This is a genomic window from Pollutimonas bauzanensis (genome assembly GCF_900129885.1).
In the GTDB taxonomy this organism is placed as follows: Bacteria; Pseudomonadota; Gammaproteobacteria; order Burkholderiales; family Burkholderiaceae_B; genus Pollutimonas; species Pollutimonas bauzanensis.
The window spans coordinates 223548-246499 of record NZ_FQXE01000004.1; the positions used below are offsets into that span (position 1 = coordinate 223548).

The 22952-nt window shown below is 63.5% G+C and carries 23 protein-coding genes and 1 tRNA gene; 10 read left to right on the plus strand and 14 right to left on the minus strand.

What is annotated here, in order from left to right:
* Positions 1–5: 5 nt before the first annotated feature.
* Genes BUB23_RS09625 through BUB23_RS09640 form a run of 4 tightly spaced genes read right to left on the minus strand, consistent with a single transcriptional unit; the run spans position 6 to position 3190 of the window.
* A complete protein-coding gene (locus BUB23_RS09625) occupies positions 6–863 on the minus strand; it encodes a fumarylacetoacetate hydrolase family protein (RefSeq protein WP_073102890.1) in 858 nt (285 codons plus the stop codon).
* Entirely contained in the window at positions 860–1732 is an 873-nt protein-coding gene (locus BUB23_RS09630; RefSeq protein WP_073102891.1) for an amidohydrolase family protein, read from the minus strand. Before BUB23_RS09630 ends, BUB23_RS09625 begins: the two co-directional genes overlap by 4 nt.
* Positions 1733–1740: 8 nt before the next feature.
* A complete protein-coding gene (locus BUB23_RS09635; RefSeq protein ID WP_073102892.1) occupies positions 1741–2121 on the minus strand; it encodes a RidA family protein in 381 nt (126 codons plus the stop codon).
* A gap of 28 nt (positions 2122–2149) precedes the next feature.
* Positions 2150–3190, minus strand: coding sequence for a Bug family tripartite tricarboxylate transporter substrate binding protein (locus BUB23_RS09640; protein WP_084135927.1), 1041 nt, complete (start codon positions 3188–3190; stop codon positions 2150–2152).
* Positions 3191–3446: 256 nt separating this feature from the next.
* Between BUB23_RS09640 and BUB23_RS09645 the strand changes: the two genes are divergently transcribed.
* The 3 genes from BUB23_RS09645 to BUB23_RS09655 all read left to right on the plus strand — a co-directional run bounded on the left by BUB23_RS09645 (position 3447) and on the right by BUB23_RS09655 (position 5044).
* On the plus strand, positions 3447–4085 hold the full coding sequence (locus BUB23_RS09645) for a flavin reductase family protein (RefSeq protein ID WP_073102893.1): 639 nt from the start codon (positions 3447–3449) through the stop codon (positions 4083–4085).
* On the plus strand, positions 4082–4888 hold the full coding sequence (locus BUB23_RS09650) for an IclR family transcriptional regulator (protein WP_073102894.1): 807 nt from the start codon (positions 4082–4084) through the stop codon (positions 4886–4888). Before BUB23_RS09645 ends, BUB23_RS09650 begins: the two co-directional genes overlap by 4 nt.
* A gap of 80 nt (positions 4889–4968) precedes the next feature.
* Positions 4969–5044 (plus strand) — tRNA-Thr (locus tag BUB23_RS09655).
* Between the two features lie 62 nt (positions 5045–5106).
* Here the strand turns inward: BUB23_RS09655 and BUB23_RS09660 are convergent.
* On the minus strand, positions 5107–6156 hold the full coding sequence (locus BUB23_RS09660; RefSeq protein ID WP_073103104.1) for a LacI family DNA-binding transcriptional regulator: 1050 nt from the start codon (positions 6154–6156) through the stop codon (positions 5107–5109).
* 127 nt (positions 6157–6283) lie between these two features.
* On the opposite strand from BUB23_RS09660, the gene BUB23_RS09665 reads away from it, so the two are divergent.
* The 3 genes from BUB23_RS09665 to BUB23_RS09675 are packed head-to-tail and all read left to right on the plus strand — an operon-like array spanning position 6284 to position 9535.
* Positions 6284–7273: a Bug family tripartite tricarboxylate transporter substrate binding protein gene (locus BUB23_RS09665; protein ID WP_073102895.1), complete on the plus strand. Its 990-nt coding sequence runs from the start codon at positions 6284–6286 to the stop codon at positions 7271–7273.
* Positions 7274–7275: 2 nt separating this feature from the next.
* On the plus strand, positions 7276–8097 hold the full coding sequence (locus BUB23_RS09670) for an HpcH/HpaI aldolase family protein (RefSeq protein ID WP_073102896.1): 822 nt from the start codon (positions 7276–7278) through the stop codon (positions 8095–8097).
* A 10-nt stretch (positions 8098–8107) separates the two neighbouring features.
* A complete protein-coding gene (locus tag BUB23_RS09675) occupies positions 8108–9535 on the plus strand; it encodes an FAD-binding oxidoreductase (protein WP_073102897.1) in 1428 nt (475 codons plus the stop codon).
* Between the two features lie 15 nt (positions 9536–9550).
* Here the strand turns inward: BUB23_RS09675 and BUB23_RS09680 are convergent, their stop codons facing one another.
* From BUB23_RS09680 to BUB23_RS09700, 5 genes are read right to left on the minus strand one after another with little or no spacing between them, the layout of a single operon-like run.
* Positions 9551–10708 (minus strand): acyl-CoA dehydrogenase family protein, encoded by a 1158-nt coding sequence (locus BUB23_RS09680; RefSeq protein WP_073102898.1) that lies wholly within the window; start codon positions 10706–10708, stop codon positions 9551–9553.
* A gap of 55 nt (positions 10709–10763) precedes the next feature.
* Entirely contained in the window at positions 10764–11543 is a 780-nt protein-coding gene (locus BUB23_RS09685) for a GntR family transcriptional regulator (RefSeq protein ID WP_073102899.1), read from the minus strand.
* A 14-nt stretch (positions 11544–11557) separates the two neighbouring features.
* Positions 11558–13159 (minus strand): AMP-binding protein, encoded by a 1602-nt coding sequence (locus BUB23_RS09690; protein ID WP_073102900.1) that lies wholly within the window; start codon positions 13157–13159, stop codon positions 11558–11560.
* A 27-nt stretch (positions 13160–13186) separates the two neighbouring features.
* Positions 13187–14221 (minus strand): cyclase family protein, encoded by a 1035-nt coding sequence (locus tag BUB23_RS09695; protein WP_073102901.1) that lies wholly within the window; start codon positions 14219–14221, stop codon positions 13187–13189.
* A gap of 31 nt (positions 14222–14252) precedes the next feature.
* Positions 14253–14975, minus strand: coding sequence for an SDR family NAD(P)-dependent oxidoreductase (locus tag BUB23_RS09700; protein ID WP_073102902.1), 723 nt, complete (start codon positions 14973–14975; stop codon positions 14253–14255).
* 216 nt (positions 14976–15191) lie between these two features.
* Between BUB23_RS09700 and BUB23_RS09705 the strand changes: the two genes are divergently transcribed.
* The 4 genes from BUB23_RS09705 to BUB23_RS09720 all read left to right on the plus strand — a co-directional run bounded on the left by BUB23_RS09705 (position 15192) and on the right by BUB23_RS09720 (position 19352).
* Positions 15192–16166, plus strand: a complete 975-nt coding sequence (locus BUB23_RS09705) for a tripartite tricarboxylate transporter substrate binding protein (RefSeq protein WP_073102903.1) — start codon at positions 15192–15194, stop codon at positions 16164–16166.
* A 155-nt stretch (positions 16167–16321) separates the two neighbouring features.
* Entirely contained in the window at positions 16322–17290 is a 969-nt protein-coding gene (locus BUB23_RS09710; protein ID WP_073103105.1) for a tripartite tricarboxylate transporter substrate binding protein, read from the plus strand.
* Positions 17291–18163 (plus strand): isocitrate lyase/PEP mutase family protein, encoded by an 873-nt coding sequence (locus BUB23_RS09715; protein WP_073102904.1) that lies wholly within the window; start codon positions 17291–17293, stop codon positions 18161–18163.
* A 205-nt stretch (positions 18164–18368) separates the two neighbouring features.
* Positions 18369–19352, plus strand: coding sequence for a Bug family tripartite tricarboxylate transporter substrate binding protein (locus BUB23_RS09720; RefSeq protein WP_073102905.1), 984 nt, complete (start codon positions 18369–18371; stop codon positions 19350–19352).
* A 17-nt stretch (positions 19353–19369) separates the two neighbouring features.
* Here BUB23_RS09720 and BUB23_RS09725 read toward each other — a convergent pair whose 3' ends face one another.
* From BUB23_RS09725 to BUB23_RS09740, 4 genes are all read right to left on the minus strand, one after another.
* Positions 19370–20371: a Bug family tripartite tricarboxylate transporter substrate binding protein gene (locus BUB23_RS09725; protein ID WP_073102906.1), complete on the minus strand. Its 1002-nt coding sequence runs from the start codon at positions 20369–20371 to the stop codon at positions 19370–19372.
* 46 nt (positions 20372–20417) lie between these two features.
* A complete protein-coding gene (locus BUB23_RS09730) occupies positions 20418–21788 on the minus strand; it encodes an MmgE/PrpD family protein (RefSeq protein WP_073102907.1) in 1371 nt (456 codons plus the stop codon).
* 267 nt (positions 21789–22055) lie between these two features.
* A complete protein-coding gene (locus tag BUB23_RS09735; protein WP_073102908.1) occupies positions 22056–22385 on the minus strand; it encodes a hypothetical protein in 330 nt (109 codons plus the stop codon).
* A gap of 69 nt (positions 22386–22454) precedes the next feature.
* Positions 22455–22946, minus strand: coding sequence for a GFA family protein (locus tag BUB23_RS09740; protein ID WP_073102909.1), 492 nt, complete (start codon positions 22944–22946; stop codon positions 22455–22457).
* Between the last annotated feature and the right edge of the window lie 6 nt (positions 22947–22952).

The following is a 22952-nucleotide window of genomic DNA, read 5'->3' on the forward strand; positions in this document are numbered from 1 at the left end:
GGTTTCTACTCGTTTGCGACTTTATTGCACAGGATGCCGATGCCCGGCACTTCGACCTCGACCACATCGCCCGCCTTCAGGAAGCGCGGAGGATCGAAGCGCACGCCGGCGCCGATGGGGGTTCCGGTGGATATCACATCGCCCGGCTGCAGCGTCGTCCATGTGGAAATATAGTGGATCAGATAGCGGAAGGAAAAGATCAGATTGGCCGTCGTATCGCGCTGGCGCTCCTGGCCATTGACGCGCGTGATGATTTCCAGCCGGTCATAGCCGTCGAATTCATCGGCGGTGGCCATCCATGGACCCATGGAACCGCTTGCGTCGAAATTCTTGCCTTGCGTGACGTTGAACTTGCCATGCCTGACCCAATCCCTCACGGTCCCCTCGTTCAGGCAGGTCAGGCCGGCGATATGGCTCTCGGCATCGTCCTGCGCAATGCGCCGGCCGCGCTTGCCTATGACGATGGCGATTTCGCCTTCGTAGTCCAGCTGTTCCGATTCGCGCGGGCGCAGCAATGGGCTGCCATGGCCCACGAAAGAACCGGGGAAACGCGGAAACACGCTGGGAAACCTGGGCGCGGCCGATCCGTCCTTGTATTCTTCATTGCGATGGCCGTAGTTCACGCCCACGCAGATGATTTTTTCCGGGAAGGGAACGGGCGGCAGGAGCTTGACCTCGTCCAGGGAAAAATCGGGACCGGCCCCAAGGACCGATGCTCCGATGCCCTCCAGCGCGCCCTGGGCCAGCGCATCGCGCAGGCTGTGGATGCCGGCGCCCAGCCTGCCGGTCAGGTCGACGATGCCGGTCCCTTGCGCGACGCCGAAGCGCGCCTGCCCACCCACCTCGAAGGAAACGATTTTCATGGCTGGAATCCAAAGAAGGCGGCCGGGTTGTCGACGAGGATTTTTTTTATCATTTCCGCGCTGCCGGCGTAGCGATACAGCTGCTCGACCAGGTCGCCCTCGTTGGGCGGCTGCTTGACGGAAACCGGATGCGGCCAGTCGCTGCCCCACACGATGCGGTCGGGCGCCGCCTCGATGCAGGCGTGGGCGACAGGCAGCACGTCATCCCAGGGAAATCCGTCATGCGAGACCTTTTCCGTCAGCGACAGCATGACCCAGAAGTTGCCGCGCTTGAGCAGTTCCAGCAAGGCGCGCAGGCTGGCGCTCGCCGCCCCCTCTCGCGGATCCGGCCGGCCCATATGGTCTATCATCACTGGAATGTCCAGCTTCTCGAACAAAGCCAGCTGGTCCACGATGCCCTTCGCCTCGGGCTGGAACTTGGCGTACCAGCCCAGTTCCTTGATGCGGGCGATGGAGCGCGCGAAATCGCTTTGCGACATGCTGATGCCCAGGCCCTGGCGGTTGAAACGGGCGCCGCGTATGCCCGCCGCGTCCAGCCTGGCGATATAGGCGTCGTCGCACTCGAGCAGCGCCAGCGCATTGGCGCAGCCGCGATAGTTGGGGCCGGCCGCCGCCAGGCCGTCGAGCACGACCTGGTGGTCGGCGCCATAGGTCGTCGCCTGCACGATCACACCGCGCTCTATGCCCAGCGTCCTGTGCAGCCGCAGCGCGGTTTCAATGGTGGCCGCGGGCATTTCATACGCCGCCCCGGGGCGCACCGGATACCGCTCGCGCGGCCCGAATACATGAAACTGGCTGTCGCAGCTCGATGCCGGCGGCAGCGGCCTGGGCGGCCTGGGATGGGAATCAAAAGGCAAATAGTCTGGCATGGGGTCTCTTAGTCAATCACCGCGACGAAGTCGCATTCAATCAGCTTGCCGCCGTCCAGGCTGGCCTGCATCGTATGGCGGGCGGGGCGGGACTGGGCGTCGGGGAACATCTTCAGCCACACGCCGTTGAGGGCGGCCCGCTGCGAGCGGTCATTCATCCATACCGTCATCTTGATGATCTGGCCGGTCGTGCCGCCCGCCTGCTCGACGATGCGCTTCACATGGCCGAACATAAGCTCGCACTGTGCCTGCAGCGTATCGCCATAGGCTCCCGTCGCCGGGTCCGTGCCCTGGATGCTTCCCGAATAAAGCATGCTGCCGATGCGGCATCCGGCGGGAATAGGGTTCTTGTGGCTGAAGCCATCGGTATAAATGCTGGTTCGTTTCATGGCGTATGCTCTGTCGCTCGCTGGGGAATCATTGGGCCGTGATGCCTGCTTTCTTGATGATGGGAGTCCAGCGCTGGTCTTCGCGGCTGATGTATTGGGTAAACGCGGCCGGCGCCATGCCGCGCGCTTCGGCGCCCAGGGTTTCGAACTTCTTGATGACGCCGGGCTGGCTCAGGATGCCTTGCAGCGCGGCGCTCAGGCGGTCGATGACGTCCTGGGGCGTGCCTTTGGGCGCCAGCAGGCCGGTGAAGGTGTAAGCCACCATATCCTTGACGCCCGCCTCCTGGAAGGTCGGCACGTCGGGCAGGGAAGGAACCCGCTTTTCAGAGGTGACCGCAAGCGCGCGCAGCTTGCCTTGCTGGATGAATGGCAGGGCGACCGATACCTGGTCGAAGTTGAAATCCACCTGGCCGCCCAGCAGATCGGTCGTGGCTGGCGCATTGCCCTTGTAATGGATGGTCGTCCAGCGCGCGCCGGCAAGTTCCTGCAGCAGTTCGCTCATCAGATGGTTGGAGGTGCCGGCACCCGGCGACGCCATATTCAGATCCCCGGGGGATTTCTTGGCCAGCGCGATCAGATCCTGGAGGGTCTTGGCGGGCAGCTTGGGGTTGACCTGCAAAACCATGGGCGTCAGCGACACACTGCTGATGGGTTCGAAATCCTTGTTCCATTCATAGGCCTGGCGCTTGAAAATAAGCGGGCTGAAAAGCAGGGGTCCGTTGGCGGCCATGAAAAGGACGTTGCCGTCCGGCTTGGAGCGGGCGACAAACTCGCCCGCGATCATGCCGCCGGCCCCGGGTTTGTTTTCCACCACGAAAGGCTGGCCGAAGGCCTTTTCCAGGCCCGGGGCAATGATGCGCGCGGCCACATCCACATTGCCGCCGGGCGGGTAAGGGACGACGATGCGCACCGGCTGGCTCGGCCAGCCTTGAGCCTGGACTGTTGCGGCGCATAGCAGGGCGGCCGCCGCGGCCAATATTTTTTTGCCGCCGGGCCGCCCCAAGGCAAAAAGCGCCCCCGCGGGGGCAGCAAGCCGAAGGCGCAGCGTGGGGGCTTTTTTGATTTTCATTTGTCTACTCCGAAAGTTCATCAAGATGAACAGCACGATATCAACGCGCACTCCATGGGACAAGGAAAAATCAATAAAAAAGTCCAATAAACGGACTTATTTTGCGAATAGCAATTCGCCGCCGCAAGGTATTAATTGGAAATTAGTGCCCTGCACGTAGAATTACGGATAAAATTACGTCAATATGTGGACGTACAATCCCGCCACGGCAGCCTCACCCAAGACCCGTGGACACACCCCAGAACAGGACACCCCGATGCATCTGAACGCCGCCGACCTGAACCCCGAAGAAACCTACAAGCTCATGACGGGCGTGGTCGTGCCCCGGCCCATCGCCTGGATCAGCAGCGTATCCGGCGCCGGCACGGTGAACCTGGCGCCCTTCAGCTGCTATACCATCGTGTCCAACAAGCCGCCGATGGTCGGGGTGAATATCGGCCGCAAGGCGGGCGTGCGCAAGGACACGGCCGTCAACATCAAGAACAACGGGGAATTCGTGGTCAATATCGGCGACGAAGACCTGCTGGAATCCGTGCACTTGAGCGCCGTCGAGCATCCCGCCGACGTCAGCGAAGCCGAGCTTCTGGGCCTGGACGTGCTGCCCGGCCGCAGCGTGGCGGTGCCGCGCATCGGCGCCGCCCCCATCAGCCTGGAATGCCGGCTGCATTCCATCACGCCCTTTGGCGAGACCGGCGCCGAGTTCTTCGTCGGCGAGATCATGGTTTTCCATATCCGCGAGGGCCTGCTGCACAACGGCAAGATAGACACCGCGCAGCTGCGCCCCATCTGCCGGCTGGGCGGGCCCAATTACGCGACGCTGGGCGACATCGTAACCATGGCTACCCTGGCCCAGACAGCCAAAACCATCATCGGAGGCGCGCCCGAAGCCGCATGACGAAAAACCCTGAAAGCATCGAAGCCCTGCCGGGCAGCCAGACTGTCAGGCGTGCCATGGATATACTGCGGCTGGTGGCCTGCGGCCAGGAGGCTGGCGTGAGGCTGGCCGATATCGTGCACATGTCGGGGCTCAACCGCCCCACCGTGCACCGGCTGCTCAAAACCCTGATCGATGAAAAGGCGATAGAGCAGGACCCCCACAGCCGCCGCTACCTGATCGGACCCGAAATGGCCCTGCTGGGCATCGCGCGGACACGGCGCTTCCCCATCATGTCGTCGGCGGCCAGCTATCTTGCGCAGCTGGCCCAGCGTGTGGGCGACACGGTTTTTCTCAGCATACGCCACGGCCACGATTCGATCTGCATCGGCCGCCAGACCGGCCACCACCCCATACAGGTGCTGTCCATCGACGTAGGCGCCCGGCGTCCTTTAGGCGTTGGCGTGTCGGGCGTGGCCCTGTTGTCGCAGCTCGCGCCACAGGAAGTCGAGGCCGTGATCGACGCCAACGCCAGGCGCCTGGAGCTGCATCAGCTGAGCCGCGACGATCTGTTCGAACGCGTCAGCGCCGCGCGCCACTGCGGCTATGCCTATGTTCCTTCCGGCGTCAGGCCCGGCACCAGCGCGGTCGCCGTCCCCGTCACGGCGGCCGACGGCGCACCCTTGGCCGCCGTGACCATTACGGCGATGGCGGAACGCCTGAGCCTCGAACGCCTGCCGCATGTGCTGGCCCTGATGCGCGAACAGGCTGTCCTGATCGGCCGCCACCACGAAGCCGTCTCGGCCGCGACGCCCCAGGCCTGAAGGGCGAAAAGCCATGGCGCAGGCCGGCCCCGGCCGCGTAACAATACATAATGGCAAAAACCTTGTAGAATGACGCCTTCGCCGGTTTAGCTCAGTTGGTAGAGCAGCGCACTTGTAATGCGAAGGTCGAGGGTTCAACTCCTTTAACCGGCACCAGGATTCATGCGGGTTTCCGCAGGGAAGGGTCACCAGAAATGGTGGCTCTTTTGTTTTTCGATCTATTGTCGGCGCAAGGGCTCTGCAGGCCGCGTGCTGCCCCGGGCGATGATCTCGAAGCCGACATCTTGCGCGGGGGTTGCTGGCGCCCCGCGCATGCGCGTGATCAAGGCCTCCGCCCCAAGGCGGCCAATGCATGCTCCATCGATCCGGACTGTCGAAAGCGCTGGAATCGAATTGACAGCCAGCGCCTGATCGCCAAACCCGAATACTCCAAACTGCGGCACGTTGAGCCCGAGCTCATGCGCATAGGCCAGAACGCCCTGCGCCAATGCATCCGAACTGCAGAATACCGCATCGGCGTCAGGCGCCTTGACAAGCAGCGCGCCCAGGGCTTCCCGCCCTCGGCCCGCCTGGGGGCTGCTCTCGGGGAAGACGATCTGGACGGGCTCCGGTGCATTTGCCTCCGCCGCGGCGCGCGCAAAGCCTTGAGCGCGTCGATGCGCGCGGCTGTCCTCAGACCGCAGGATTGCAGGTCTCTGATAGCCGCAAGCCGCAAGGTAACGGAATACTGCCCTGCCAGCGTCCTCTTGCGAAAAACCGATGGCTACATCCATGGGATGAGGCGAATAGTCCCACAACTCTACAACGGGGATGTTGGCGTTGAGCAGCAGCCGCCGAGTGCGTGTCGTATGTTCCGTACCGGTCAACACAACACCGTCCGGCCTGCGGCTCAGCATGGCGGTCAGCCACGTTTCTTCATGCTCTGGCTCATAGTTCGAAATCCCAAGCGTCGTTTCATAGCTGTCTGCCGCTAATCTCGATATGAGTGCATTGAGCATGTCCGAGAACAGCGAATGCGCCACGGACGGCACGATGGCAGCGACCAGCCGGGTCTGCCTGGATGTCAGGCCACCTGCCAGCGAGTTCGGTACATAGCCTGATTGCTCCACCGCCTGCTTCACGCGCATGCGTGTGGCTTCTGCAACCAGCTCTGGCCTGTGAATGGCACGCGAAGCCGTAATGGGTGAAACGCCTGCCAGGCGGGCCACGTCCTTCAGTGTGGGAAGCGTGCTACGAATTTGCATGATTCGACATGATTGCGTTGTCATCCATGATTGCTTTGATATGATACAAATGACGTGTATCAAGTATAACACCATGATTATCAGTCAAATATCAAATACGAATCCAGCAATGCCTATGATATGATTGCGCAACCATTTTATGGAGACAAACATGTATAAAACCATACTAAACAGGCGTACCGTTTTAACCTTTCTGCTCGCTGGGGCATTAGCTTCGCTGTCGGCGTTCGCTCACGCAAGCTACCCCACAAAGCCGGTGACTTTGGTGATTCCCTTCCCTCCTGGCGGGCAAACAGATGTATTGGGCCGATTGATTGGAGACCAGCTCTCCCGACGCCTGGGGCAGCCGGTCGTTGTGGAAAATAAGCCGGGAGTGAATGGCTCTCTGGCCTCCGCCATGGTTGCCCGCGCCAAACCAGATGGTTATACCTTGGTAATCGGCGGTCCAGGCACGCATGCGATCAACCAGCTCGTCAACCCCAACGTCAAATACGATACCCGCACAGACTTCACCCACATTGCCATGCTTAGCCGTGTACCGGTGATTATGCTGGCCTCGCCTACATCGAAAGCCACTTCTGTGGAAGACGTCGTTCGCATTGCCAAAACCGATCCAGGCTCGCTGAATGTCGCGTTGACCGGCATAGGATCTTCGGGGCATATGACAACAGAGCTGTTCAAACAGTCTGCTGGCGGCATTTCCTTGAGCAACATACCGTACAAGGGCGATGTGCCGGCAATGACTGACCTGATGGGAGGCCAGGTAGATCTGCTGTTTGTTCCCTCGACCTCTGCCATACCTTACGTGCGGGATGGCAAGCTGAAGGCGCTGGCTGTTGCCGGCGCAAAACGCCTGGCGTCCCTGCCAGACGTGCCGACCATGGCGGAAGCCGGTCAGCCGCGCGTAGTTACCTACTCGTGGACCAGCCTGGCCGGTCCTGCTGGTTTGCCGGCGGATATCGTGAGCAAACTGAATGAAGCGGCTCAGGCCATTCTTGCCCAGCCAGAAGTAATAGAACGGCTGGCGGCCATGAGCAATGAAGTGACGCCAGGCACGCCTGAAGAGGCTGCCAGTTTCATTGCGAGCGAAGTCGAACGCTGGACCGAAGTCGTGAAAGTGGGCAATATCAAAGTCAATTAATCATGCTTCCGATCAACCATTTCAAACGCGCCCTGCGCGATGGCCAGGCCCAGATCGGCATCTGGTCCACAATTCCTTCGCCTTATGTATCGGAGTTGATCGGGGGCGCCGGTTATGACTGGGTCTTGCTCGATACCGAGCATACGCCCACCGACGTTCCACTGATGCTGGGTCAACTGCGGGCGGTGGCTGCCGCGGTGGCTGCGCCCGGCATGTTGCCAACGCATCCCGTGGTGCGCCCCGCATGGAACGACACAGTGCTGATCAAGCGCTATCTCGACATCGGTGCGCAGACATTGCTGCTGCCCTTTGTCCAGAACGCCGACGAGGCGCGCAGCGCAGTCCGCGCCATGCGTTATGCGCCTCACGGCATCCGCGGCATGGGCGGCTCCACGCGCGCCGCCAATTTCGGTCGTACCGCCGATTATGTGGCCCGCGCGGCAGAAGAACTATGCCTGCTGGTTCAGGTAGAAACCGCTGAAGCGCTGGAACAGATAGAGGCCATTGCCGCGGTGGACGGGGTCGACGGCATTTTCATAGGGCCTGCCGATTTGTCGGCCAGCCTCGGCTATCCTGGCCAGGCATCCCACTCCATCGTAAAGCAAGCCATTGACGATGCAATCAGGCGCATACGTGCCTGCGGCAAGGCGGCGGGCATTCTGATGGTGGACGAGCCCCGCGCACGGGAATGCCTTGCTGCCGGCGCGCAGTTTGTGGCTATAGCACTGGACACCGTCTTATTGCGCAACAGTCTCGATGGCGCGGCACGGCGCTTTGGCAGGGAAGCGTCGCCAGAGGCGCCGGCAATCTTAAGCGCCTACTGAGGAGGACGGCATGACTTTCGACTCTAAGGCATGGCTGGCTGAAGCCGGCGCATTGATCGGTGATGCCCACGTTCTGGCCGAGGAACACGGCGATGACCTGACCTCCTACACGCAAGACTGGGGCGGAAAGTTCCAGGGGCGGGCCCTGGCCGTCGTGCGCCCGGGCAACACCACCGAGGTCCAGGCCATTGTGAAGCTGGCCGCGCGCACCAAGGTAGCGCTGGTGCCACAAGGCGGCAATACAGGACTCTGCGGCGGCTCCACCCCGGACGACGGCAGCCGGCAGGTCGTGCTTCAATTGGGCAGGCTGAACCGGGTCCGGGAGATCGACACCGAGAACAACACCGCCACCGTGGAAGCCGGATGCATTTTGCAGGCAGTCCAGGAACAGGCGGCATCGGTGGATCGCTTGTTCCCCTTGTCGCTTGGGGCCGAAGGCTCTTGCCAGATCGGCGGCAATATCGCCACCAATGCCGGCGGCGTGCAGGTCTTGCGCTATGGCAATACCCGTGATCTGGTGCTTGGCCTGGAGGTGGTGCTGCCCAACGGCGAGCTACTGGACGTGCTGCGCGGCTTGCGCAAGGACAACACCGGCTACGACTTGAAGCAATTGTTCATCGGCTCGGAAGGCACACTGGGCATCATTACCGCAGCCACGGTCAAACTGTACCCGGCCCCCCGCTCCAAAGTGGTCGCGTTTGCAGGCATGAAATCCATTGCCCAGGCTGTATGCCTGCTGGCAGCCATGCGTCACCAACTCGGCGAACGATTCACCGCGTTCGAGCTGCTCTCCGCCCCTGCCGTAGACCTTGTACATTGCTACTTCCCGGACACGCCAGCCCTGCTTGAGGCAAACTGGCCTTGGTATGTGCTGATGGAAGCCGCGGACGGCGGCAGCGACGAAGCCTTGCGGGAGGCGATGCAGGACGCGTTGATGTCCTGCCTGGAAAACGGCGCCCTGGAAGATGTGCTATTGGCGAGCAACCTGGCGCAAGGCAATGCGCTGTGGATGCTGCGCGAAAACATCACTCACGCCCAAAAGATGGATGGCGGGAACATCAAGCACGATATTTCGCTTCCGATTTCCGCCATTCCGGCATTCGTCGACAATGCGCTTCTCATGCTGGATAATGCCTTCCCTGGAGCGCGGCCAATTGTCTATGGCCACCTGGGCGATGGCAATCTGCATTTCAATATTGCCGCAGCGGCCGACGTGGATCCAGGACACTGGCAATTGCGCACTGGTGAAGTCAATAAAGCCATCTACGATATTGTCAGCGCCCGACGCGGCAGCATCAGCGCCGAGCACGGCATTGGTCAGCTCAAGCGGCATGAACTGGCTCATTACAAGACGGCGATGGAACTGGATATCATGCACCGCATCAAGGCCGCGCTTGATCCTCAAGGCTTGATGAACCCAGGGAAGGTTCTTCAATGAAAGAGAAAGAGCATCTCAAGCCTGCGTCCGCAGCAATTGGCCGGCAATGATGAGCTTCTGGATTTCGCTGGTTCCTTCGTAGATCCGCAAGGCGCGGATCTCGCGGTATAGCCTTTCGGCGGGATTGCCCGCCACCACGCCCAGGCCGCCGAACAACTGCACCGCCTTGTCGATGACCCGCTGCGCTTCTTCGGTGGCGAACAGCTTGGCCATCGCGGCTTCCCGCGAGCTGCGCCCGCCGATGACATCTTTCACCCAGGCCGCGCGATACACCAGCAGCGCCGCCGCGTCGATGGCCGTTGCCATGTCCGCAAGCTTGTCCTGCGTCATTTGATAGCTGGCCAGGCTGGCGCCGGAGATCTGCCGCGCGCTGACCCGCAGGAGGGCGTGGTCGAGCGCGCGGCGCGCCATGCCCACCGCCGATGCGCCCACGCTGGAACGGAATACGTCAAGCACGCTCATGGCTATCTTGAAGCCCTCGCCCTCCTGCCCGATCAGCGCATGCTCCGGCACACGGCAGTCTTCGAAGCGCAAGGCGCCCAGCGGATGCGGCGCGATCACGTCGATGCGATCGGCAACGCAAAACCCGGGCGCATCCGCCTCGACGACAAAGCATGACAAGCCTTGCGAGCCCGCCGCCTCGCGCGTCCTGGCGAACACCACATATTGATGGGCCAGCCCCGCGTTGGAGATCCAGGTTTTCTCGCCATCGATCACCCAGCCGCCCGCAACCCTGCGCGCCGAAGTCGTCATTTCGGCCGGATTGGAGCCCGCCCCCTCTTCCGACAAGGCGAAGGCGGCGATGCGTTCGCCCGCTATTACCCCGGGCAGCCAGGACTGCCGCTGGCTGCCGCTGCCGAACAGCGTGATCGCCGCGCTTCCCAGGCCCTGCATGGCGAAGGCAAACTCGGCCAGGCCCGACTGGCGCGCCAGGATATCGCGGGCCAGGCAAAGGCTGCGCGAGTCCAGGCGGCCATCCAGGGACGCCCCGTATCCGAGCCAGCCGCCGGCGCCCAAAGCGCTCACCAATTGCGGGCAGAGCGCATAGACATCGTCGCCTGCGTGCTCCCGGCGGATCAAATCCCCGAGCCCGTCCCGGGCAAAACCCTCCAGCGCCTCGAGCTCGCGGTGTTTCTCATCGAAAAATGGCCACTTCAATGTCTGCTTGAACATGTACTGCCCCTTGGTTTTTCCGGCCTGCCCGACCAGGCCGATGACTATGCCACGCCTACCCCCGCGCGCGCTGCCTGGCGCGCGATGGACGCAGCATATCCAGTTCGAACTTCACGAACTTGGTAGGAAATTCGAGCCGCGCATAATGGATGAGCACCCCGTCGGCGCAGGCGAACCGGCGCACTTCCGCAACGCTTTCGCCGACCTGCAATTGCAAGGCGCGGGCCGACTGGAAACCCGCATTGATGATGGTCAGCTTCTGGCGCGATTCGGACACCACCAGGCCTGGAATCCGCGCAATCACCGATGCCGCCGCCGACTTCTTGAACTGCTTCTTGTGCTTGCGGAACAAGTCGCTGGCGATATAGACCTCGCTGTAGCAATACGGCACATCGTCTTTGCTGTGCAGCCGGCACAGATACTGATACGTCGGCGCCGCCGCCCCCCTGCAGCGCATGCCCATGTCGGGCAGGCTGCTTATCACCTGCTCGGACTCGACGATGGCCTGCGTGCCCAGCACATCGCTCAAGGCGACGGCCTCTTCCCAGGTCGTCGGCAGCTCTAGCTCCGTTACGCCGGCCGGGCGCCGCTCGACGAAAGTGCCTTTGCCGCGCCCGCGGCGTATCAGCTTGTCGGACTCGAGCTCTCCCAGCGCGTTGCGCAGGGTCATGCGCGACACCTTGTATGTCTGCATCAGGTCTTGCAAGGTCGGAACCTGGTGCCCGACGGGCCAGGCGCCGCTGTCGATGCTGCGGCGGAATTCCGCCGCCAGCTGCAAGTACAGGGGCTGGCGGCTTCTTGCCAATATGGAGGAACTTGTTTTTGCGTCGGACATACCGGATGGCCTTTTCAAGAAAGGCGCTCCGGCCCGGGAACGAGCGCGGCTTTGGCCATTTCCTGCAGTTTGGAGCGCTGTATTTTATTGGAGTTTGCGCTTTCGACCACGGGAAACTGATCGACGAACAGGACTTTGCGCGGCACCTTGAACTTGGCCATATGGCGCTGGCAGTGATCGATGACGGCCTCTTGCGCGATATCGCGGCCGGGCTGGCGCCGCACGAAAGCCACCGGCGCCTGGCTGCCGCGGCCGTCGTCGGCGCCAACCACCTGGCACGCCAGCACGCCGTCCAGGGCTTCGATGAACTGTTCGATTTCCACCGGGTTGACCAGGAAGCCGCTCAAGCGCATGTAATCCCCCTGGCGCGCGGAGAATTCGAATGCGCGGTCGCTCAGCGTGGCGCCAAGGTCGCCCGTGCGGAAATAGCCCTCGGGATCGACCGCCCTGGCCGTGGCTTGCGGGTCATCGAGATACATTTTCATCAGGCTGGGCGCGCGGATCTCGATTTCGCCGATTTCGCCGTGCGCCAGAATGCTTCCGGTCTCCGGATCGCGGGCCCGCACCCTGCCTTCGGGCGAAACGAGCCTGCCGCCCGCCTTGCGGCGGATGGCGAGCGGGCTGGCCGGATCCTGCCCGGCCACCAGGGCCTGCAGCTCGCTGGACCCGTACAGGCCGACCAGCGTCAATTGCGCCGCTTGCGCCCTTTCGGGCAGCGTATCCAGCGATGGCGCGAAGCTGGCGAATCCGGCCACGCGCATGGATGGGAAAGCGGGCACGGCGCCGGCGGCCGCCGCCAGCAATCGATCGATCAATTCATTGTTGGCGAAGGTGTGCGTCACCTTGCAGTCATGGATCTGCGCCGCGGTTTCGACCGGATCGAAGACAGGCGCGGACACCAGCGCGGCGCCAGCCGACAATGCCGCCACCGCCGTGGAAAAACCGAAAGCGCCGCACAATGGCGCCCCCAGCAGCACGGCGCTGCTGTCCTGGATGCCGAAGGCGGCGGCAACATCGCAGCCGTGCCGGATCAGGCCGCCCTGGCTATGCACGACGAGCTTGGACACGGCCGTGGTGCCCGAGGTGGTATACACCAGCGCATCGGCCTGGTCATCGGCCGCGGCCTTCGGTGGCTGGCCCGCCGGCCGCGGGGCGCCTTCGAAGGTGAAAGCGGGGACCCCGGCCAGCGTGCCGCCGGCCGCTGCTGTGCCGCCGCACACCAGTATTCCTTCGAGACGCCGCAGGCATTGCGCATCGACGGATTCCAGTATGCCCTGGAAGGCTATGCCCTTGAAATCCGGCCACATCGCCAGCCACCGGCATTTGCCGCGCTGCAGGATATCGCCCACTTCATGGCCGCGAAAGCGCGTGTTCAGGGCAATGACCGTGACGCCCAGCCTGGCGCAAGCCAGGAAGACCACGATCCACGCCGCGCAGTTGGGCAGCCATAGCGCCAGGCGGTCGCCGGCCCTGGCGCCGCGATCATGCAGGCGCAGGGCCAAGCGGCCCGCCTCGGCATCCAGCTCCCGGTACGACACGGCCGACGTCCCATCGTAAAAGGCGATGCGATCGGGCCGGCGGGCCAGGTGTGCGTTGAGCAAAGTATCGAAGTTCATGGTCGGCAAGTCGTTGGGCGCAGGGATTCAGACGGTCGCGATAGGGGTGACGGGAGAGCCCACCGCGCCTGGCAGGCGCAAGGGCGGCGCGGTCAGCAGGAAGCGGTTGCGCTGGTGTTGCGCCAGCCACTCGGCGAGATCGCGCAGATACCAGAGCTCGGCCAGCGGAAGGCCCAGCTTGAACAGGCAGTGATGATGCAGGGGAAGCAATGATTTCCTGCCTTCCCGTTCACGGGCCGGATAGGCCTCCACCGCGTAGTTGTCGGCGCAGATGGCCGCAATCTTGCTGTCGGTGATCCAGGCCAGCAATTTCTCGTCGGCGCCGTCCAGCACCGCGCAGCTATGATGCAATACGTCGGCGTCGGGATTCCCCGCCATTTCCATCACGACTTCGGCGAACCCGGTGCGCAGCACCAGCATGTCGCCCGGTTCCACGACGACCTTGTCGGCTTCCATGACAGCCATGAGCTCGGCATGGCCGACCAGCTTTCTGTCGCGGCCGTAGCGCCTTGCCAGGTCGACCAGCACCCCGCGCCCCTGCATGCCCTTGACAGCGAAGTTTTCTATGCCCAGCTTCCTGGCGCCCGTGCCGTGCGAGCCGCAATCGTGGCCGTCTTCGGCGTGGTCGGGCCCTAGCACATCTTCGCCCGCCCGGTAGCCGTTGTAGTAAAGCTTGGCCGCGACGCCGTCGCCCAGCGGATCGAAGAGCGCGCCGACATGGGCCAGGCTGTCCCATTGCGTGGAATATTGCAGCGATAGCGTAACCTGGTCGTCGCTCAGGACGTCGATGGCGCTTGCATCCAGCGTTTCCATCGCGAAATTCATGTAGGGCACGCCGTCGCGTTCGGTGGCGGCCAGCCGCGGCGGCTTGCGGCGCGGGTTCAAGACCATGCCGCCGGGCAGGTCCAGCGGCAGCGACAGGCAGAACACCTTGCCTTCCCGCACTTCCCGGACGCCTTTGAGCACCTGCTCGCTGCCCAGCAGGTTGACGCGGCCCAATTCGTCATCGGCGCCGAAGTCGCCCCAATTCGACCCTTCCGGGCGCACAGTCCATCGTTGCATGCTTGTCTTCCTTGGCTGGTTGTTCGCGGGTTCAGGCGGCGCCGACAGTCATGCCGCCGCAAACGAAATGTGTTTGTCCGGTAACGAAGCCGGTGCGCCGGTCGAGCAGGTAGGCCACGGCATTGGCGACATCGTCCGGCTCTCCTATGCGCCCCACGGGGATGGCGGCGAGCAGCTTCGCCGTGGTCGCATCGCGGTCCGGGTTCGCGTCCCAGAAGAATTCGGTGGCGATGGGGCCCGGGGCCACCGCGTTCACGGTAACGCCTTGCGCGGCGAATTCAAGCGCCCAGGTGCGCGTCATGCCTATCACCCCGGCCTTGGTGGCGCTGTAGATCGTCCGGGATTGCTTGCCCAGCGCCGCCCGCGACGAAATATTCACGATGCGCCCGAAGCCGGCCTCGCGCATGCCGCCGATCAGGGCCTGGGCGCACAGGATTGCCGCCTCCAGGTTCAAGGCGACCGCGCGATGCAGGTCTTCCAGCAGCACATCCGCAAGCGGGTCCGATTGCACGAGACCGACGTTGTTGACCAGCCCATGATAGGGGCCTTGCGCGGCGAGCTTCTTCAAGAGGCCGCGCAAATCCTCGGCGGAAGAAAGATCGGCGCAGTGAAAATCCATCCCTTCGGGAAGGTCGGCCGGCCGCGTGCGCGCGATGCCCACGACGGCGTAGCCGTCGGCGTGCAGACGGTTGCAGATGGCCCGGCCGATGCCGCGGCTGGCCCCTGTTACGAGAACCTTGCGCTGTTCACCCATGATTTTTTCTCTCATAGATCATAAAACTAGACTTTAACTCTTTTTATCGGGCATTGCCACAAGCAAGCGCGGCGCGGCCAGCGGCCTGTCTTCCATCATAAGTCGACCCCGGGGCTTGTATCATCGGCGCTTAAAGTATTAAGATCCGCATTTATAGACTATTAGAAAAACGACAACGCGTCCATCCCGCGGCGCATCACACGAGGAGACACTTCAATGAAATTCCCTGGCCACATCCTGCTCAAGACGATAGGCGCCTGCGCCGCCCTCGCCCTGGGCGCCCTTGCCCATGCCGGCGCGGGCGACGACTACCCCAGGCAGCCCGTGCAACTGGTGGTCGGCTACGGCGCGGGCGGCGGCACGGACATGTGCTTCCGCGCCTTGGCCATGACCGCCAGCAAAGAGCTCGGCCAGAGCATGGTGGTGGAAAACAAGCCGGGGGCCGGTTCGTCGCTCTCGGTGGCCTACCTGACGCGGCAGGCGCCAGACGGCTATTCCATTGCCGCCCTGTCCACCGGCGCCGTGCTCAATCAGTTCCTGAATAAATCCATCACTTACGATGTACAGAAGGATATCCAGCCCATCGCCATGGTCGCCCAGTACCAGGTCGGGCTGCTGGTGCGCCAGGATGCGCCCTGGAAATCGCTGGAAGACGTCATCAGGGCCGCCAAGGCCAAGCCCAAGTCGGTCGCCTACAGCACCGCGGGCGTCGGCACGCCGCAGCACCTGACCATGGTCAGGCTGGGCGAGGCCGTGTCCGCCGATTGGGTGCATGCTCCGTACAAAAGCGGGCCCGAAGCCATAACCGCCCTGCTGCGCGGCGACGTCGACGTGATGGCGCAGACGGCTGAATGGGTGCCTTATGTGCGCGACAATCGCCTGCGCCTGCTGTCGGTATTCACCGAGAAAAGGATCGCCGCCTTTCCCGACGCCCCCACGCTGGTCGAGGCGGGCTACACCCTGGTCGCGCCCAGCATCCTGGGCGTGATAGGCCCCAAGGGCATGGATCCCAAGGTCGTGAAGAAGATAGACCTGGCTTTCAAGCGCGCCATCGATACCGAACAGTTCCGCAATTGCGCCGATCAGTTCGGCCTCAAGACCGACTACAAGAACGCCGAGGAATTCACCGCCTACATCAAGAACACGGTGGACGAGTGGTCGCCCTTGATACGCAGCTTCGCCGCCGACTGAGCGGCGGCATCCACGAGCCGGCCGCGGCGGCCGCCGGCGCGAATCCGGCTGTCGCGGCGGCCGGGACTGCGTTATTCTGCGCATATGCGGCTGCATGCGCGGCCGCCCAGTCCTTCCAGCTTCCATTCCCATTAACGCCTATCCAAGAGACCCACATGCAGATACCCTTTTCCCGCACACTCATCGCCCTGGTGGCCGGCATGGCGCTGGCCGGCGGCGCCGCCGCCCAGACATGGCCGAACAAGCCCATCACATTCGTCGTGCCGTTCTCGGCCGGCGGCGCCAACGACCTAATGGCCCGGGCCGCGGCCGAAGGCGCCTCCAAGCAACTGGGCCAGCCCATCATCATCGAGAACAAGGGCGGGGCCGGCGGCACGATAGGTTCCTACTATGTGGCCAGGAGCGCGCCGGACGGCTATACCTTCCTGATCAGCGCAGCGGGGGTTATCTCCAACAGCATGATCAAGAAATCCATGCCGTTCAAGGACAGCGATCTGGAGCCCGTCGTGATGATAGGCCTGGCGCCTTCGGTCATCGTCGTTCCCGCGGATTCCAAATTCAATAACCTGAAGGATTTCGTCGACGCCTCCAAGACCGGCGAGGGCCTGTACTTCGCCACCGCGGGAACCGGCAGCACGCCGCATTTCGTCGCCGAACTGCTCAACACCCAGTACGGCGCCAAGATCGAGCCCGTGCCCTACAAGAGCGGCTCCGAAGGCGTGGTCGCCGTCATGAGCGGGCAGGTCTCCGGCACTTCCGAGGCCAGCATCATCGCGCTGCCCCACATCGAGCCGGGCGGCAAATTCAAGGCGCTCGCCACTACCTGGGTGCGGCGCATCGCAGCCTATCCGCAATTGTCCACGGCCACGGAACAGGGCTTCCCCAAGCTGCAGATCGCACACTGGGCCGGGCTTCATGCGCCAGCCGGCGTTCCCGCCGACATCCTGGACAAGATGGCCGCCGCGGTGGATGCGGCCATGAAGTCGCCGGAAGTCGTCGATCGCCTCACCCCTCTTGGCATTGAACCCGTGGGCGGAACGCGGGCCGAATTCATTGAGTTCGTGAATGCGGAACGCGCCCGCCTCGGCGAGGTCGTCAAGGCCGCCGGCATGAAGGAGGAATAAATGGCCAGCACCCGACCAGGCACCATCCTGCAACAGAAAGTCCAGGCCCGCCGCGGCCTGATGGTGGCCGGGGCGTCCAACGCCTTGACCGCCCGCCTCATCCAGCAACTTGGCTTCGAAGCCGTCTACCTCACGGGGGCCGGCATCACCAATACCTTCTACGGCGTTCCCGACCTGGGCTTCATCAGCCTGGCGGACCTGGCCCAGCACACGGCGGCGACGCGCGACGCCGTCGACCTGCCCATCATCGTCGACGCCGACACCGGCTTCGGCAATGCGCTCAATGTGCGGCATACGGTGCGCACCCTGGAGCGCGCGGGCGCCAACGCGATCCAGCTGGAAGACCAGGTCATGCCGAAGAAATGCGGCCACTTCAGCGGCAAGGCTGTGATTCCCGCCGCCGAAGCCGCATCCAAGATCAAGGCCGCGGTCGACGCGCGCGCGAATGAAGACTTCCTCATCATCGCGCGCACCGACGCGCGCGCGGTCGAGGGTTTCGAAGCCGCGCTCGAGCGCGCGGCGCTGTTCGCGGAGAATGGCGCCGACATCACCTTCGTCGAGGCGCCCGAAAGCCTGGACGAACTGCGCCGCATCCCCCAGGCGCTGCGGGTGCCGCAAGTGGTCAATGTGGTGATCGGCGGCAAGACGCCGACGCTGCCCGCCGCCGAATTTGCCACCATGGGCTTTGGGCTGGTGCTGTACGCCAACGCCGCGCTGCAAAGCGCCGTGCATGGCATGACGGTGGCGCTGGAGCGCCTGCGCGATACCGGCCGCCTGGACGAAGACAGCGGCCTGGTGGCCAGCTTCGCGCAGCGCCAGCAACTGGTGCAAAAAGGCCTTTTCGACGATCTGGACAAGCGCTACAGCGTATAGCGCGCCCCTAAGGGCAGCGGGCCGCCCGGGACGGGGCGCGCTGCCCGCGGCTTGCCGGCGCATGCCGGACGGCCGCCAGGCGGTCTCTTGATTTTTTACTTGTACGACAACTGACAAGTAAGTATGATAATTGAAAAACCAGTCAGGAAAGTGCTTCGGCACTCATAAAACAGACAGTGCGCCCGCAGCGCAAGGAGAAGACAATATGAAGAAATTATCAGGGTTGGCGGCAGCCGCTTGCTGCGTCTGCATGGCGGCCCCCGCCGCATTCGCGCAGGACGGCGCCGCGGGCTATCCGAACAAGACCATCAAGATCGTCGTCCCCTTCCCCGCGGGAGGAACCTCGGACGTGCTCGCGCGCCTGGTCGGCCAGAAGCTCAGCGAAGCCTGGGGCCAGTCGGTGGTCGTCGACAACCGCAGCGGGGCGAACGGCAATATCGGGGCGGATTACGTGGTCAGGTCGCCCGCCGACGGCTATACGCTGCTGCTGATCGACATGGGCAACCTCACCATCAGCCCCAGCATCTACCCCAATATGCCCTTCAATCCGGCGAAAGACCTGGCGCCCGTCACCATGCTGGCCTATTCCCCGCATCTGCTGGTCACGACCAAGGCATTGCCCGTCAAGACCCAGGAAGAGCTGGTCGCCTATGCCAAGTCGAAAAAAGGCCAGCTCAACTTCGCCGCGGCGGCCGGCATCGGCAGCGCCCCGCATATGGCCGGCGTGCTGTTTGCCCAGAAAAGCGGCATCGACTGGGGCTATATACCCTATAAAGGCGGGGCCCAGGCCCTTACCGACTTGGTCGGCGGGCAGGTCGATGTCACGACCAACGGCATGGTCGCCACCTATCCGCATGTCAAGAGCGGCAAGATCCGGCTCCTGGCCGTCACCAGCAGCAAAAGGCTGGCCCAGCTGCCCGATGTGCCCACCGTGAGCGAAATGATACCCGGCTTCCTCACAGGCAGCTGGCAGGGCGTGATGGCTCCGGCCGGGACACCCAAGCCCATCATAGACAAGCTCAGCGCCGAGATGGCCAGGATTGTCGAGATGCCCGAAATTCAGGAAAAGCTGGCCACCCTGGGCGCGGAACCCCTGACCAACAGCCCCGAGGAATTCGGCGCCTGGGTGCATGAACAGGTGGCCAGCTGGCGCAAGGTCGTCGACGCCGCCGGCATCAAGGTGGAATAAAGGCGCAATGCCCGGCCTCAGTCCGAGGCCGATATCTTGGCATCCCGCACTATTTTCCCCCACTTGTCGTACTCGGCCAGGATGAAAGCGCGGAATTCGGCAGGCGTCGCGCTGGTGGAGATCTCCACCGCCGCCTGCGCCAGTTGCTGCTTGACCTCGGGCTTCTTCATGGCGCGCATCAGCGCCTGGTGCAATCTGTCTATGACCGGCTGCGGCGTTTTTTGCGGTGCGATGAGCCCTATCCAGTTGACCGCGACAAAAGACGGCAGTCCCTCCTCGCCGGAAGCCGGCAGGTCGGGCAGAAATTCGGATCGCTTGTCGTTGGCCATCACGATCCCGCGCAGGCGGCCGTCCTTGATCTGCTGGTAGACGGCCGGCAAATCGACGACTACGCCATCCACGTGGCCGGCCTGGGTATCGGTCACCGCGGGCGTGGCGCCCTTGTACGGCACATGCACGATATTGCCGCCGGCGGCGCTTTTGAACAGCTCGATGGCCAGGTGGGGCAGGCCGCCGCTGCCGGACGAAGCCAGCGTCACTTGCTGTTTGCCGGCCAGGGCTATCAGTTCCTTGAGATTGTGCGCCGGCACCTTGGGATTGACGGCCAGGGTCTCGGGCGTGATGCCGACCAGGCTGATCGCCGCGAAATCCTGGCGCGCGTCATACGGCACCTTGCCATGGGTGTGGGGAGTGACGACCAGCGGGCTGGCGCTGCTGACCATCAATGTATAGCCGTCGGGGCTGGCCTGCGCCACGTGGTTGGTGCCTATCATGCCCGCGGCGCCCACCCGGTTCTCCACGACCACCGAAACCCCGAGGTCTTCGGCCAGGGGCTGGGCGATTGCCCGCGCGACGATATCGTTCGAGCCGCCGGGAGAGAAGCCGACCACCAGGGTAATCGGCTTGGACGGGAAGCCGGCTGTTTGCGCCTTTACCGGCGCAAGCAGGCAAGCCGCGCCCAGAGCCGTGACTGCGGCGCACGCCGCGGCGCCAAGGCGCAAGCGATTGAGGTTCTTCATTTTGTTGTCTCCTGAGTAGAAATCGAATGCCTGTCCTGGCGCTTGCTTAGCCGGCGCCGATACTGAAAATCCCGGCAGCGTCGCTTGCGGCGGGCATGTCCAGGCAAAAGTCTAGAAGGTCGCCGCAGCGCCGCGAGTCCAGCGCAAGGCTGGCCAGCTTGCGGAATTTTTCAATCAGCTGGTCGTTGCTCATGGGGTTGGTGACGCTGCCGGTCGCGTTCTCGGTCCTGGCCTCGAAAACGCGGCCATCCTTGAGCCGGACGGCGACCGCCGCCTGATTGTCCGCCAGGCCGGGCGCCACTTCGACATGCAGCTTTTCCTGGAGCGCCCGCACTTCGGGATCCAGGACGCATTCGAGCTCGCCCTGCTCCACGCCCGCGGCCTTGCGGACCAGGGCGGCCGCCACCCAGTGGTACAGGCTGACTTGGGCGTCCAGCGCGCTGCGCGGCAGCTTGCGCCAGGTCAGGTTCAAGGCATCCGCATGGACGCGCAGGTCGACGCGCTCGATGTCGCCGGGGGAAATCGCGCCGCTGCGCGCCAATTCCAGGCAGGCGTCTATCGATGGGTGAATGACGATGCCGCAAGGGTATGGCTTGTAGGTATTGTTCAATAGCTCGAAATCGCGGCCCAGCCCCTCGCGGATTTTCCGCGGGTCGGCCGTGGCCGACAACACCTGCAACAGGCCATTGCGCCCGTCGATGGAAATCTCGCTGCATGTGAAACCGGCCTGCGCCATATAGGCCGAGACCAGGCCGTTTCTCGCGGCGACGGCCGGGACATAGGTGATCGCCATGCTGCCATGGGTGGCGCGCAGGCCGCAGGCCTGGGTCGCCGCCAGGCCGAGGGCATGGATCATCTGCTCATGCGCTAGGCCGAGCAGGCGCCCGACCGCCGCCGCGGCCCCTATGCCTCCCGACAGCCCCGTCATGTACCAGCCGATGCTGGAACCGCCGCCCGCCGCTATGGCGTTGCTGACCCGGCATTCCAGTTCGATGCCTATCGACAGCGCGTTCAGCAGCCCAGTGCCCGGCACCGGATTGCCGGCCCGCGACAGGGTGTGCGCCGCGGCGAGCGCGGCCGCCGCAACCGGCCCGGTCGGATGGGTGATCGTGGCCAGGTGGGTATCGTCAAACGTGTGGGCGGATGAACTCAGGCAGCCCAGCAGGGCGGCATTCGACATCCCGGTGCGTTCCCGGCGCCCCAGCACGGGGGTGGCGCCTTCGCCATCCATGGCCATGATTCCCTTTACGGCCGCGTCCATCGAAGGCGTGCCGGCGCCCCCGACCGCGCAGGCCACCCAGTTCATCAGCGCGCGTACCGATTCGGCCCGCAGCCTTTCGGACAGCCCGTCCCAGGACGTATCTATTGCAAAGCCGGCCATGCAATGTGTTACGGGCAAATCGTCGTCTATCGTCATGCTTGCATATCTCCCCGCCGCGGCCCCAAGTTCGCCTCGATCGTTTTTTGTGTCAATTGTTCTTTTAGACAGAACATATGTTCTATTCTATTATTGACTGACAGGAATTGTCAAACCCATTCGGCATGCGGCCGGCCAGCGCCGGGCTTGCGCTGCCGCGCTGGCGGGAAAGCTTGGGGGGAGGTGTTCTCGCGAGACGCTGCGATCAGGCGCCGCGTTCGAGCGTGATGGGCAGCGCGCGGCGCGCGGCGCCAGGCCTGGCGCGGGCTATTTGCCCACCGCCCAGATGGCCACGCCCGCCGCCGCCGCGGCGACCACCGCCGCAAATATGGCGAGGCGCCTCAGGAAGACGATTTCCCGCTGCAGCCTGGCCGCGGCGGCATCCAGGCCTTCGATCGTTTCCTTCAACTGCAGCGCCAGTCCCTTGACGGACTCCGCATTCTGGGTCACCGCGGACTGCAGCTCGCGTATCTGCCTGGGAATGACTTCGTCCGCCTTCCCTTCGGCGGGCTTGGACGTGAACATCGGCACGGCCGCGGTGACGATTTGCGTTATGTAGGGAAGCGCCACTTTCAGCACGGGAAGAAAGACCGCCATGATAAATCCTGGTCGAGATGATCGTGCTTGAAGTCTATCACCCGGACACGCCTGAAGAGCGCCGCCCGGTCAGGCCTGGGTCAGCCCCAGGCGCTTATGCCATTCGGCTATGGATTCTTCCGGATAGCCGTCGAATAATTTATCGCCTGGCCTGGCGTCCACTTCCACCCATGGCGCCTTGGAATCCAGCAGCAAGTGGGTATGCTCCGGCGGAACGGGCAGCGGCGTGTCGATGGCGGAGGCGAAGGGGTGTATCAGTTCCGGCCATTCGGGGCTGAACAGCCACAAAGCGCTCCCGCAACGCTTGCAGAAATGGCGCTCGGCGGTGCTGGGATGGGCGGTTTTCTCGCCCGGTTCCTGTAGCAGCGCGTGATAGACCGAAATGCTGGCGCTGCCGGTGACCTTCATGGTCTCGGCGTCGCCGGCCAGGTTGATGGCATAACCACCCCCGCCCTGCGTCTTGCGGCAGATGGAGCAATAGCAACGCTGATAGGGATAGGGCGTGGCGCTGGAAACCGAAAATTCCACGGCGCCGCAGTGGCATGAGCCTTCGAGTTGCATAAAAAA

Excerpts from the sequence above, each read along its gene's own strand:
- BUB23_RS09650 (WP_073102894.1), top strand. The coding sequence starts at position 4,082 with ATGACGAAAAACCCTGAAAGCATCGAAGCCCTGCCGGGCAGCCAGACT.
- BUB23_RS09705 (WP_073102903.1), top strand. The coding sequence starts at position 15,192 with ATGAAATTCCCTGGCCACATCCTGCTCAAGACGATAGGCGCCTGCGCC.
- BUB23_RS09625 (WP_073102890.1), bottom strand. The coding sequence starts at position 863 with ATGAAAATCGTTTCCTTCGAGGTGGGTGGGCAGGCGCGCTTCGGCGTC.
- BUB23_RS09700 (WP_073102902.1), bottom strand. The coding sequence starts at position 14,975 with ATGGGTGAACAGCGCAAGGTTCTCGTAACAGGGGCCAGCCGCGGCATC.
- BUB23_RS09675 (WP_073102897.1), top strand. The coding sequence starts at position 8,108 with ATGACTTTCGACTCTAAGGCATGGCTGGCTGAAGCCGGCGCATTGATC.
- BUB23_RS09730 (WP_073102907.1), bottom strand. The coding sequence starts at position 21,788 with ATGACGATAGACGACGATTTGCCCGTAACACATTGCATGGCCGGCTTT.
- BUB23_RS09680 (WP_073102898.1), bottom strand. The coding sequence starts at position 10,708 with ATGTTCAAGCAGACATTGAAGTGGCCATTTTTCGATGAGAAACACCGC.
- BUB23_RS09720 (WP_073102905.1), top strand. The coding sequence starts at position 18,369 with ATGAAGAAATTATCAGGGTTGGCGGCAGCCGCTTGCTGCGTCTGCATG.
- BUB23_RS09630 (WP_073102891.1), bottom strand. The coding sequence starts at position 1,732 with ATGCCAGACTATTTGCCTTTTGATTCCCATCCCAGGCCGCCCAGGCCG.
- BUB23_RS09710 (WP_073103105.1), top strand. The coding sequence starts at position 16,322 with ATGCAGATACCCTTTTCCCGCACACTCATCGCCCTGGTGGCCGGCATG.
- BUB23_RS09735 (WP_073102908.1), bottom strand. The coding sequence starts at position 22,385 with ATGGCGGTCTTTCTTCCCGTGCTGAAAGTGGCGCTTCCCTACATAACG.
- BUB23_RS09640 (WP_084135927.1), bottom strand. The coding sequence starts at position 3,190 with ATGAAAATCAAAAAAGCCCCCACGCTGCGCCTTCGGCTTGCTGCCCCC.
- BUB23_RS09715 (WP_073102904.1), top strand. The coding sequence starts at position 17,291 with ATGGCCAGCACCCGACCAGGCACCATCCTGCAACAGAAAGTCCAGGCC.
- BUB23_RS09670 (WP_073102896.1), top strand. The coding sequence starts at position 7,276 with ATGCTTCCGATCAACCATTTCAAACGCGCCCTGCGCGATGGCCAGGCC.
- BUB23_RS09635 (WP_073102892.1), bottom strand. The coding sequence starts at position 2,121 with ATGAAACGAACCAGCATTTATACCGATGGCTTCAGCCACAAGAACCCT.
- BUB23_RS09645 (WP_073102893.1), top strand. The coding sequence starts at position 3,447 with ATGCATCTGAACGCCGCCGACCTGAACCCCGAAGAAACCTACAAGCTC.
- BUB23_RS09685 (WP_073102899.1), bottom strand. The coding sequence starts at position 11,543 with ATGTCCGACGCAAAAACAAGTTCCTCCATATTGGCAAGAAGCCGCCAG.
- BUB23_RS09690 (WP_073102900.1), bottom strand. The coding sequence starts at position 13,159 with ATGAACTTCGATACTTTGCTCAACGCACACCTGGCCCGCCGGCCCGAT.
- BUB23_RS09660 (WP_073103104.1), bottom strand. The coding sequence starts at position 6,156 with ATGACAACGCAATCATGTCGAATCATGCAAATTCGTAGCACGCTTCCC.
- BUB23_RS09665 (WP_073102895.1), top strand. The coding sequence starts at position 6,284 with ATGTATAAAACCATACTAAACAGGCGTACCGTTTTAACCTTTCTGCTC.
- BUB23_RS09695 (WP_073102901.1), bottom strand. The coding sequence starts at position 14,221 with ATGCAACGATGGACTGTGCGCCCGGAAGGGTCGAATTGGGGCGACTTC.
- BUB23_RS09740 (WP_073102909.1), bottom strand. The coding sequence starts at position 22,946 with ATGCAACTCGAAGGCTCATGCCACTGCGGCGCCGTGGAATTTTCGGTT.
- BUB23_RS09725 (WP_073102906.1), bottom strand. The coding sequence starts at position 20,371 with ATGAAGAACCTCAATCGCTTGCGCCTTGGCGCCGCGGCGTGCGCCGCA.